This is a genomic window from Citrobacter sp. RHB20-C16 (genome assembly GCF_013890155.1).
Lineage (GTDB): Bacteria > Pseudomonadota > Gammaproteobacteria > Enterobacterales > Enterobacteriaceae > Citrobacter_A > Citrobacter_A amalonaticus.
In genome coordinates, this window is record NZ_CP057630.1 from 38,409 (window position 1) to 50,313 (window position 11,905).

At 52.5% G+C, this 11,905-nt stretch carries 9 protein-coding genes; 8 read left to right on the forward strand and 1 reads right to left on the reverse strand.

The window, feature by feature from the left end; genetic code table 11:
* Nucleotides 1–93 precede the first annotated feature (93 nt).
* The 6 genes from uhpT to HVX64_RS00210 all read left to right on the forward strand — a co-directional run bounded on the left by uhpT (nt 94) and on the right by HVX64_RS00210 (nt 7,923).
* A complete protein-coding gene (gene uhpT, locus HVX64_RS00185; protein ID WP_042998701.1) occupies nt 94–1,485 on the forward strand; it encodes a hexose-6-phosphate:phosphate antiporter in 1,392 nt (463 codons plus the stop codon).
* A 199-nt stretch (nt 1,486–1,684) separates the two neighbouring features.
* Nucleotides 1,685–5,737 carry an RHS element core protein gene (locus HVX64_RS00190; protein WP_346011003.1) on the forward strand — a complete coding sequence of 1,351 codons (4,053 nt, stop codon included), beginning with the start codon at nt 1,685–1,687 and terminating at the stop codon, nt 5,735–5,737.
* A 490-nt stretch (nt 5,738–6,227) separates the two neighbouring features.
* A complete protein-coding gene (locus HVX64_RS00195) occupies nt 6,228–6,440 on the forward strand; it encodes a hypothetical protein (RefSeq protein WP_052443883.1) in 213 nt (70 codons plus the stop codon).
* Between the two features lie 85 nt (nt 6,441–6,525).
* Nucleotides 6,526–7,080 carry a hypothetical protein gene (locus HVX64_RS00200; protein WP_156135234.1) on the forward strand — a complete coding sequence of 185 codons (555 nt, stop codon included), beginning with the start codon at nt 6,526–6,528 and terminating at the stop codon, nt 7,078–7,080.
* Nucleotides 7,081–7,102: 22 nt separating this feature from the next.
* Nucleotides 7,103–7,513 carry a hypothetical protein gene (locus HVX64_RS00205; RefSeq protein ID WP_155985519.1) on the forward strand — a complete coding sequence of 137 codons (411 nt, stop codon included), beginning with the start codon at nt 7,103–7,105 and terminating at the stop codon, nt 7,511–7,513.
* Nucleotides 7,514–7,728: 215 nt separating this feature from the next.
* The gene (locus HVX64_RS00210) at nt 7,729–7,923 is read left to right on the forward strand and encodes a hypothetical protein (RefSeq protein ID WP_042998699.1); all 195 of its coding nucleotides are present in this window, start codon (nt 7,729–7,731) and stop codon (nt 7,921–7,923) included.
* Nucleotides 7,924–8,039: 116 nt separating this feature from the next.
* Here the strand turns inward: HVX64_RS00210 and adeD are convergent, their stop codons facing one another.
* Nucleotides 8,040–9,806, reverse strand: coding sequence for an adenine deaminase (adeD, locus tag HVX64_RS00215; RefSeq protein WP_181825205.1), 1,767 nt, complete (start codon nt 9,804–9,806; stop codon nt 8,040–8,042).
* A 175-nt stretch (nt 9,807–9,981) separates the two neighbouring features.
* Between adeD and HVX64_RS00220 the strand changes: the two genes are divergently transcribed.
* Both HVX64_RS00220 and HVX64_RS00225 read left to right on the forward strand, forming a co-directional pair.
* Nucleotides 9,982–11,316 (forward strand): NCS2 family permease, encoded by a 1,335-nt coding sequence (locus tag HVX64_RS00220; RefSeq protein ID WP_181825206.1) that lies wholly within the window; start codon nt 9,982–9,984, stop codon nt 11,314–11,316.
* Between the two features lie 52 nt (nt 11,317–11,368).
* Nucleotides 11,369–11,821 carry a DUF1198 domain-containing protein gene (locus HVX64_RS00225; protein ID WP_044254547.1) on the forward strand — a complete coding sequence of 151 codons (453 nt, stop codon included), beginning with the start codon at nt 11,369–11,371 and terminating at the stop codon, nt 11,819–11,821.
* Nucleotides 11,822–11,905 lie beyond the last annotated feature (84 nt).

The window sequence follows — 11,905 nt, forward strand, 5'->3', positions numbered from 1 at the left end:
GGTTTCGCCTGGACGCTGTCTCAGGCATGTCTCCCGACTGATTTTTACAATGCCTGCCATTCGCAGGTATAAAAATTAGCCCGGGAGTGTCCTATGCTGGCTTTTCTAAACCAGGTGCGTAAACCGACCCTGGATCTGCCGCTTGATGTGCGGCGCAAGATGTGGTTCAAACCGTTCATGCAGTCTTATCTGGTGGTCTTCATCGGCTACCTGACTATGTATTTGATCCGAAAGAACTTTAACATCGCCCAGAACGATATGATTTCCACCTACGGGTTGAGCATGACGCAACTGGGGATGATTGGTCTGGGGTTCTCCATCACCTACGGCGTGGGTAAAACGCTGGTTTCCTATTATGCGGACGGCAAAAACACCAAGCAGTTCCTGCCGTTTATGCTGATCCTCTCTGCAATTTGTATGCTCGGCTTCAGCGCCAGCATGGGAACGGGTTCCGTAAGCCTGTTCCTGATGATCGCCTTCTATGCCCTGAGTGGTTTCTTCCAGAGCACCGGCGGCTCGTGCAGCTATTCCACTATCACCAAATGGACGCCTCGCCGTAAGCGCGGCACTTTCCTCGGCTTCTGGAATATCTCTCATAACCTTGGCGGCGCAGGTGCGGCAGGCGTGGCGCTGTTCGGTGCGAACGTGCTGTTCGACGGACACGTGATTGGGATGTTTATCTTCCCGTCGATTATCGCTCTGATTGTTGGCTTTATCGGTCTGCGCTTTGGTAGCGACTCGCCGGAATCGTATGGCCTCGGTAAAGCTGAAGAACTGTTCGGCGAAGAGATCAGTGAAGAGGATAAAGAGACCGAAGAAAATGACATGACCAAATGGCAGATCTTCGTTGAATACGTGCTGAAAAACAAAGTGATCTGGCTGCTCTGTTTCTCGAACATCTTCCTGTACGTGGTGCGTATCGGCATCGATCAGTGGTCTACCGTGTACGCTTTCCAGGAGCTGAAACTGTCCAAAGAGGTGGCAATTCAGGGCTTTACCTTGTTTGAGGTGGGGGCGCTGGTCGGTACGCTGCTGTGGGGTTGGCTCTCGGATCTGGCGAACGGTCGCCGTGCGCTGGTGGCCTGCGTGGCGCTGGCGCTGATCATCGCGACGCTTGGCGTGTACCAACATGCCAGCAACCAGTATGTCTATCTCGCGTCACTGTTTGCGCTCGGCTTCCTGGTGTTTGGCCCGCAACTGTTGATTGGCGTGGCGGCGGTGGGTTTTGTTCCGAAAAAAGCCATTGGCGCGGCGGACGGTATCAAGGGTACCTTTGCGTACTTGATCGGCGATAGCTTTGCCAAGTTAGGTCTGGGGATGATTGCCGACGGTACGCCAGTGTTTGGTTTGACCGGCTGGGCGGGTACCTTCGCTGCGCTGGACGCCGCCGCTATCGGCTGTATCTGCCTGATGGCGATGGTTGCGGTTATGGAAGAGCGCAAAATACGCCGGGAAAGAAAAATTCAGCAGTTAAGAACCGCTTAAGTGTGTAATTGGTAACATTTTGCCCAGCCTGCGCGCTGGGCTTTTTTCCTCCCGCCTAAACGTTTTCCGAATCCGGGCAATATTGCTCTCCCCTCGCAGTTTTCCCCATGATGCCAGCTTAAGGTAATCCTTCTGATTTATATGCAAAAAGGGTTTAAGCATGAGTGGAAAACCGGCGGCGCGTCAGGGCGACGGCACCATGAAGGGTGGCCCGATAATCCAGGGCTCTGCGGGTGTGATGATTGGCGCACCTACCGGCGTGGCCTGCTCGGTCTGCCCGGGAGGGATGACTTCCGGTAACCCGGTCAATCCGTTGCTGGGTGCAAAGGTGCAGCCCGGTGAAACCGATTTCGCCCTGCCCGGCCCGTTGCCGTTTGTGCTCTCCAGAACCTACAGCAGCTACCGGACAAAAACGCCTGCCCCGTCGGGCATTTTTGGCCCCGGCTGGAAAGCGCCCTTCGATATCCGCTTACAAATCCACGATAACGAACTGATAATTAACGATAACGGCGGCAGAAGCATCCACTTTGAGCCGCTGTTTCCCGGTGAAACGGCCTTCAGCCGCAGCGAATCGCTCTGGCTGGCGCGGGGCGGCGTGCCGGCGCTGCATGAAAGCAATCCGCTGCACACACTGTGGCAGTCGTTGCCGGAAGACATTCGCACCAGTCCACATGTGTATCTGGCAACCAGCAGCGTTCAGGGACCGTGGTGGATCCTGGGCTGGTCTGCGCGCGTACCGGGAGCGGAGGAACCCTTACCTGCCCCGCTGCCGCCGTACCGGACGCTGACGGCTCTGGTGGACAATTTAGGGCGGAGAATGGTCTTCCATCGTGCCGCTACCGGTGATGCAACCGGGGAAATCACCGCCGTGACGGACGGTGCAGGCCGCCGCTTCCGGCTGGTGCTGACCACGCAGGCGCAGCGGGCAGCACAGTACCGGAAGCAGGTAACCGCCAGTGGCACAAAACCCCTTCCCTTCCCGGATGCTCTGCCCGCCACCGCGTACGACACGGACAACGGCCTTCGTCTGGCAGAAGTATGGCTGACCCACGACCCGGAATACCCGGACACTCTGCCCGCCGCGCCGCTGGCGCGATACGACTATTCCCCGCGTGGCGAACTGGCAACGGTATACGACCGCAGCGGCACGGCAGTACGCCATTTTACGTATGACCCGCCGCATCCGGGACGCATGGTGGCACACCGTTATGCGGGCAGACCAGAGATACGCTATCGCTATGACATCGCCGGGCGGGTAACGGAACAGCGTAACCCGGAAGGCTTAAGCTATACCTACTCGTATGAACAGAACCGCGTCATTATCACCGATAGTCTGAACCGTCGTGAGGTGCTGCACACCGAAGGCGAAGGCGGGCTGAAGCGGGTAGTGAAACAGGAACGCTCCGATGGCAGCGCCATTCACAGTGAATACGACCCGGCAGGGAGACTTATTGCACAGACCGATGCGGCGGGCCGCAAGACGGAATACCGCCTGAGTCCCGGCTCCGGCCAGTTAAAAGAAATCGTCGCGCCAGACGGCAGGCGTACTGAATTTTATTACAACAGCCAGCGCCAGTTGACGGACACCGTATACCCGGACGGCCTGCAAAGCCGGCAGGAATACGACATTCAGGGCAGACTCATCGCCGACACCCTGCGCGACGGCAGCACCACCCGCTGGTTTTATGACAACCCGCACAGCGAATACCCGTCCGCCAGCGAAGATGCCACCGGCAGCCGGAAACAGATGACGTGGAGCCGCTACGGGCAGTTGCTGAGCTTCACCGACTGCTCAGGCTACCAGACCCGTTACGAATATGACCGCTTCGGTCAGGTCACTGCCCTTCATCAGGAAGAAGGCCTCAGCCAGTACCGTGCTTACGATGACCGGGGCAGACTGGTCAGCCAGAAAAATGCACAGGGCCACGAAACCCGCTATGAGTACAGCATCGCGGGCGACCTGATGGTCGTGCTCCACCCGGACGGCAGCAGGCAGACCACAGAGTATGATGCCGCTGGACACCCGGTGAGCACCACCACTGGCGGCCTGACCCGGCAGATGGCATACGACGCCGCAGGCCGTGTGACGCAACTGACCAACGAAAACGGCAGCCACACCACCTTCGCTTATGATGTGCTGGACAGGCTGGTGCAGGAAACGGGCTTTGACGGCAGGACGCAGCGTTATCAGTACGGTATTACCGGGCAGCTTATCCGCAGTGAGGACGAAAGCCTCATCACCCTGTGGCATTACGATGCGTCAGACCGGCTGACATACCGAACGGTGAATGACGAAGAGGCAGAACGCTGGCAGTACAACGAGCGTGGCTGGCTGGCCGAAGTCAGCCATCTCAGCGACGGCCACCGCGTCGCCGTGCAGTATGAGTACGATAAACAGGGACGGATGAACCTTGAACGCCAGACGGTGCAGCATCCCGAAACGGGAGAGCTGCTGTGGCAGCACGCCACCCGGCACGATTACAGCGCCAAGGGACTGCCGGACCGCGTGACACCGGACGCCCTTCCCCCGGTGGCGTGGCTCACGTATGGCAGCGGGTATCTGGCCGGCATGAAGCTCGGCGACACGCCGCTGGTTGAGTTCACCCGCGACCGCCTGCACCGGGAAACGCAGCGCCGCTTCGGCGAATACGACCTGACCACGGCATACACGCCGGGCGGTCAGCTACAGAGCCATCACCTCAGCATTCTTCAGCTTAACCGCGACTACACCTGGAACAGCGGCGGGCAGCTTGTTCACATCCGCGGGCAGCATGAGCAGCGGGATTATCAGTACGGCGACGCCGGAAGGTTGCTCTGTACACATATCACATCGCCCCACCACGACCTGGCGCAGTGGACGTTCACCGACCCGGCGGGCAACCGGACAGCGCAGCAGGATAAATACCCGATGCTGCCGGAACGCTTCCCGGATAACCACATCACCCAGGATGTGGAGAACTTTTATCATTATGACGAACACGGCAGGCTGACAGAGAAAGACGAGCGCCGGATACGCCCGCACGGCAGCGTCGTGCATCATTACCGCTATGATAACCAGCACCGGCTGACGCACTACCGCCGGATGCAACAGGGCAACGTGCTGACGGAAAGTCGTTATCTTTACGACCCGCCGGGCCGCCGCATCAGCAAACGGGTGTGGGCATGTACGGTTTTTCACGATGGCTCGTGTTCACAGCCGGCGCTACAGGAAACCGTGTGGTACGCCTGGGATGGCAACCGGCTGACCACCACGCAGACGGACGAAACCCGCATTCAGACTGTGTACCTGCCTGGGAGCTTCACGCCGCTCATCCGTATTGAAACGGCAACCGGAGAACTGACCAGAGCCACCCGCCGCACGCTGGCCGAGAAATTTCAGCAGGAAGCAAACGTGACCTTCCCGCCGGAACTGGTGGCGATGGTGGATAATCTGGAAGCGGAACTACGGCGCGGGGAACTCAGCGAAGCCAGCCGGACGTGGCTGGCACAGTGCGGCCTGACGCCGGAACAGATGAAAAATCAGCTGGAGCCGGAATACACGCCGGAACGCAAAATCCACCTGTACCACTGCGACCACCGGGGCCTGCCGCTGGCACTGATTGACGTTAACGGGGCCATTGCGTGGCGCGCAGAGTTTGATGAATGGGGGAATATCCTGCGGGAAGATAACCCGTATAACCTGGAACAGCTCATCCGTCTGCCGGGGCAGCAGTGGGATAAAGAGACGGGGTTGTACTATAACCGGCACCGGTATTACGACCCAGCACAGGGAAGGTATATCACGCAGGACCCGATTGGGTTAGCGGGAGGGCGGAATCTGTATCAATATCCGCTTAACCCGGTCACAAAAATAGATCCATTGGGGCTATTCCAAATGTGTCACAGGGATCTTCTTCTACCCATTCCCTATGCGAGGCATTGTTACGTAAAATTTGATGATGGCTCAACATCAAGTTATGACCCTAAAGGGGTTAATCCCGATCCCGACCCGCATCAAGAAGGTACTGTTTGTACAGAACCCAAACAACCCGCTCTTGATGATTGTATTAAGAAAGCGATGGATCAATGTAAGGGAAAAGATTACAGTTTTACGGAATTCAATTGTTGTCATTGTGCTGAACAAGCAATGAAAGAGTGTGGCACATCAATACCTAAGGGGGCCTGGCCCAACTCTCCAGTAAATCCTGGACCTCAGCCCGGTGAGAATGGATTCACTCCAGACCCAGTGTATAATTCAACGCTGGGGAAATAATGTTATGACTACAAAAAGAATAATCGTTATTGGTATCACAATCATCATAATTAGTAGTGTTTTTTTATGGTTAAGCTCTCTCATTCATAGCTATGTCTATAATAGAATGCACATTAACCGTAATGGTTTATTGACATGCCTTTGGTTATTGAATTCTTTTTCATCATATCTTCTTTATTTTTATAATATCAGAGGAAAATTGCTAATAAGTTTCCTGTATATATTATTTTTGGGCGGTCTAATGACGCTTATGCAATTTATATTTTGGAATGAAACATATGGTGATTTTTCTGGGATTGAAGGATTAAAAGTTATCAGTGGTGTTTATTTTGCTATCAGTACGATAACTATATGTATTGGAGTCGGAGTTGGTTTTATTACCTCCTGCTTAAAAAGAAAATGATATGTTGGAGGATTTGCTTAATGAATATTACCCATCAGGGGGAGGGTAACATCCGACCAATTAGTCGTAGGGATGAAGGATTGTACTATGATTGTTATTGCTATGATAAACCGTCTTATCGACGATTCATCATTCAGGAATAGAGCCAGCAGTGGCGAAGCGGTATTACGTGCAGAATATGATGAATGGGGCAATCGACTGATAAAGGATAACCCGGAAAACCTGCAACAGTTTATCCGGCTGAAAGCTAAGCTACATGATAAGGCAACCGGATTGTATTATATCTGGCAACGTTGCTAAGACCCGTTAGAGAGGCGGTATATTATGCAGGATCCGATAGGGTTGATGGGGGGGATGGAATTGTTATAAATATCCATTAAATCCTGTGAATAGAATCGAACCGTTGGGCTTGATAGATTTTCCTAGCTATAACACCCCGTGGGGAAATAGCGTTGTTAGTGTACCAAATGCAGTGTCCGAAGGACGTATTTCATATGATGAAGGAATTCAGACATTAAAGGATTTAAGCGGCCCACATTATTCGCCCTCTCTATTTTCTATATCTTTAGATGGCGGTCTTTCAGCTTATGGCATTACAGGGGGTAGTGTTTCCGCTGGAGTGCTTACCGGAAATGGTGATAAAGGCTTAGATCTCTGCGTATATATGATGTCTTGCGAGGGGCTCGGTATAGGAGCGGCTGGAGGTGCGTCACTTTATGGTACTGCTACTAATGCTCCGTCATCATCTGGTTCATCCAATTATATTGGGGGAACCACTGATGTAGGGCTGGTTGCCAATGGTGTGGTAACAATTTTGTCTGAGTTAAATAAAAAGGAAGATCCTGTACATATATCTACAACACTCAGTGGTGGCGTTGGTGGTGGTGGGTTTAGTGGCATAATTACTTGCCAGCAATATACAAAATGCATAGTGAATTGATATGAGATATTATGTTTATTTTATGATGTTATTAGTATGTAGCATTGTTACACTGGTAGGATGTGGTGATGACAACACTCATGATGCAATCCTTGTGGTTGAGGCATTTCATGAGCAATTTAATTCAAAGGATTTTAATGGAATTTATGCCGATGTGGTTTCTAAAGAATTTAAAAACTCAATGACCAAAGCAGATTATTTTGCTCTTATGGATAAAAATTTCTCAATGCTTGGTAAGTATCGCTTTGGCCGTTTATTGAAAAGCAATCAAGTTAAGGTGTTAATTGGAGAAGATAAAATAAACATATCTTATCACTCTACATATACTAATTATGAATTAAATGAATTATTTATAATAATAAAGGAGAGCGGCAAAAATAAAATCTCTCAAATAGTATACGATGACATTCATGCAATAAATCTCAAAGACTGATAGTCTGAATTTTTGTTAAATCATCAGTAATGCCACTATGTTTGAATAAGTTATTTTGACTGATTTTTTCCTCTGTAGTGGTATAGTTTACAGATAGTCATTATAGAGTACCTCCTTCGGTCTTTTCGTGACGCTGTATATCTTTTGTGAATAAACTACCGTGAGCGAAGAAACCATAGCAGAGAGGAGTGTATTCGCCGAAACTTGTGGCGCTAGTGGATAAACTGGAAGCAGAGCTACAATGCGGGGAACTCAGCGAAGCCAATCTGGCGTGGCTGGCACAGTGCGGCCTGCCGCTGGCACTGATTGACGTTAACGGCCTGGTTGCGTGGTGCGTAGAATCTGACTGCGGGAGAATAACCCGCAAAACAGGAACAGCTTATCCGTCTACCGGGGCAGCAGTGGGGTAACGAGACAGGATGTACGACACCCGACACGAGTATCATGAACCACAGCAGGCACGTATAAGCACTTGAGATTCAGTATTTAGTTCCCCTTTTATATTCTCTGGTTAGGCGACCCTTAATCAGTCAGCGATCTCCTGGGAAGTGAAGGTAAACGTGTCACCGTCAAACAGCCCCTGGCTGGTGAGTTTTAGCGCGGGGATCACCGGCAGGGAGAGAAACGCCATCTGGATAAACGGCTCGTCGGGCAGAGAGCCACATTCGCGACCTGCTGCTTTTAGCGCATCGATCTGCTCCGCCAGCGAATCGGCGGTGTCGGCGCTCATTAACCCGGCAATCGGCAGCGGCAAGTGGCATTGCACCTGGCCGTTACGAACGACGCAAAGCCCGCCGCCATCGTCAATCACCTGATTAACAGCCAGAACCATCTCTTCCGCGCTGCGACCGATCACCACAATATTATGACTGTCATGGCTGACCGTGGCCGCCAGCGCGCCTTCACGCAGTCCGAATCCACCTAATAAGCTACAGGCCGGGGGCGACTGGCGACCGTAGCGTTCAAGCACGGCGATATAGCAAATATCATGACGATCGAAGCCCTCCGCGGTGCACTCGCAGTCACTGGCGCCTGTCACCAGTTCGTTAGGGATAACATCGATCACCCGATAGCGTTTGCCGGGGGTGAAATGCAGCGGGAAGTCATTGGCGCAAACGGGGTGGCGCGCAATGGTATTGCCATACGGCGGAACGGTTTGCGCCAGCCTTGCCGGTTCGTCGGCTTTCAGACGTTCAGTGTCAACGGGTTCTCCTTTGACAAACACCTGCTGTACCGTCACGTTGCGGGCATCGCTGAGCAGAACAATATCCGCCTGTTTTCCGGGGGCCAGCAAGCCAAGATGGCGCAGGCCAAAATGATGAGCGGCAGACCAACTGGCGACGCGATAAGCGACGTGTAGCGGGACGTTATGCTGTAAAATCAGTCGGCGAATCAGGGCGTCGATATGCCCTTCATGCGCAATTTCCCAGGGATTGCGATCGTCGGTACAGAGCAGGCACTGTGGGCTGTTAAAAGCGTTGATCAGCGGTGCCAGCGCGTCGAGTTTGCGGGCGGCGGAACCTTCGCGGATCATCAGCGCCATTCCGCGTTGCAACTTGCGACGCCCCTCCTCCAGTGTGTAGCTCTCGTGACAATTCTCGATCCCGGCGGCGATGTAGGCGTTGAGCGCCTTACCGCTCATTCCTGGGCAGTGGCCGTCCAGCGTCAGATGGCGAAAGGCGTCCATTTTGTCGAGCAGCGCATCCTGTCCGGCAATGACGCCTGGGTAATCCATCACTTCGGCCAGTCCGGCGACCAGCGGGTGATCGCGCCAGGCCAGCATCTGGTCGAGGGAGAAATGTGCGCCATTCACATCACATCCCTCCAGAGCGGGAACGCAGGAACTCACCTGCAGATACTGATTCTGCTTCGCCTGTTCGGCGCAGCGGATAAACCAGGAGAATCCTTTTTCGCCCATCACATTGACGATTTCATGAGGATCGCACACGACGGTGGTGAGCCCGCGCGGCAGCGTCGCGGTTTCAAAGGTCACTGGCGTCATCATGCTGGATTCAATGTGCAGGTGAGCGTCGATAAAGCCGGGTACCGCCGTTGCGCCGTCGGCGTCGATGCGCCGTAATGCCGGAGCGTCACGATACTCCGCCCCGATGCCCGCGATATGCCGCCCTTTGATCACAATAGGGCCAGTCATTTCTCCGCCATTGATAATATCGAGAAGGATGACATTATCAATAATATAATCAGCAACCGCTTCGCCGCGTGCAACGGCTAACAATTCTTGCTGTTCCTGGCGGCTAATATAATGAAATTTATGACTTATGCTGTTATTCATATTTTTCTCATTTTGATTTTATCAATTTGATTATTATTTATCATTAAGAAATACCGGGTAATTATTTTAAGTTTATCGATTAACGGGCATTTGCATTGTGATTACAATCACTGAATTAAAGACAGGAGATGTTTTAAATGAGGCCTGCTTATATCTTCATAAATGGATGAGAAAAATGAATAATGATATCAGTGATGACGTGCAGCATGATTCAAATCACCTTTCGCGATTATTTAAACTCCGCCAGCATGGCACCGACGTGCGGACCGAAACGATTGCCGGGATGACGACGTTTTTAACCATGGTGTACATTGTTTTTGTTAACCCGCAAATACTTGGGGCCGCGCAGATGGACCCCAAAGTGGTGTTTGTCACCACGTGTCTCATCGCCGGTATTGGCAGCATCGCGATGGGCCTCGTCGCTAACCTTCCCGTTGCATTAGCGCCGGCGATGGGATTGAACGCGTTTTTTGCCTTTGTGGTGGTGGGAGCAATGGGGGTAAGCTGGCAAACGGGAATGGGGGCTATCTTCTGGGGGGCGGTCGGACTATTTTTACTCACCCTTTTTCGCATCCGTTACTGGATGATTTCCAATATCCCGATTAATTTACGTATCGGCATCACCAGCGGTATTGGTTTATTTATTGCGTTGATGGGATTAAAAAATTCGGGCGTCATTATTGCAAATAAAGACACCCTGGTGACCATTGGTAACTTAAGCTCCCACAGCGTATTACTGGGTATTTTAGGTTTCTTTATTATTACCGTGCTGTCATCACGTCATTTTCATGCTGCGGTGCTGGTCTCTATTGTCGTCACCTCCTGCTGTGGGTTATTTTTCGGTGATGTCCATTTTAGCGGCATTTATTCTGTGCCTCCCAGTATTAGCGGAGTGATGGGTGAGGTCGATTTAAGTGGTTCTTTATCGCTTAATCTGGCCGGGATTATCTTTTCGTTCATGCTCATCAATTTGTTTGATTCATCAGGAACATTAATTGGTGTGACGGATAAAGCCGGGTTAATCGGTAGCGACGGTAAGTTTCCTGGTATGAGGCGGGCACTGTATGTCGACAGTGTGAGCTCGGTTGCCGGGGCGTTTATCGGCACCTCGTCTGTGACGGCTTATATTGAGAGTACCTCGGGCGTGGCGGTTGGCGGGCGTACCGGCCTGACGGCGGTGGTGGTTGGTGTGCTCTTCCTGCTGGTGATGTTCTTTTCTCCGCTGGTGAGTATGGTTCCCGCTTATGCAACGGCAGGCGCGCTGATCTTTGTCGGTGTGCTGATGACCTCCAGCCTTTCCCGCGTTAACTGGGATGATTTAACCGAATCGGTTCCTGCGTTTATCACCACGGTGATGATGCCTTTTAGTTTTTCCATTACTGTGGGGATCGCGCTTGGCTTTATGTCGTACTGCATCATGAAAGTGTTTACCGGACGCTGGCGGGAACTGAACCTGTGCGTCGTTGTGGTCGCGGTGCTTTTTGCGCTGAAAATCATTCTGGTGGATTAGTATTCACGGACCGTTTCCAGATATCATGAGCGCTGATAAAGCAGGAGAACGCATGATCTGGATAATGCTGGCCACACTGGCGGTGGTGTTTGTTATCGGGTTTCGGGTACTCACTTCCGGATCCCGGCGGGCGATTCGCCGCTTGAGCGAGCGCCTGAATATTGATGTGGTGGCGGTAGAATCGATGATCGATCAGATGGGAAAAGCGCAGGGTGAGGCATTTATGCAGTATCTCCATCGCCCCGACGAGTCACATCTGCAAAATGCCGCTCAGGTTTTGTTGATCTGGCAGAGCGTCATTGTGGACGGCAGCGAGCAGAACCTGTTGCAGTGGCATCGCCTGCTGCAAAAGGCCAGGCTGGCTGCGCCAGTCACCGATGCGCAGGTACGTCTGGCGCTCGGTTTCTTACGCGAGGTTGATCCGGATATGCAGGACATCAACGCCTTCCAGATGCGCTACAACGCCTTTTTTCAGCCTGAAGACGGCGTGCACTGGCTGCATTAAGAGCAATATGGATACGAATGTTGTTACGCAAGTGAAGCGTAAGGCAGGTGTAGCCATCGGACAAATAGTTGCCAAAACGTTAAA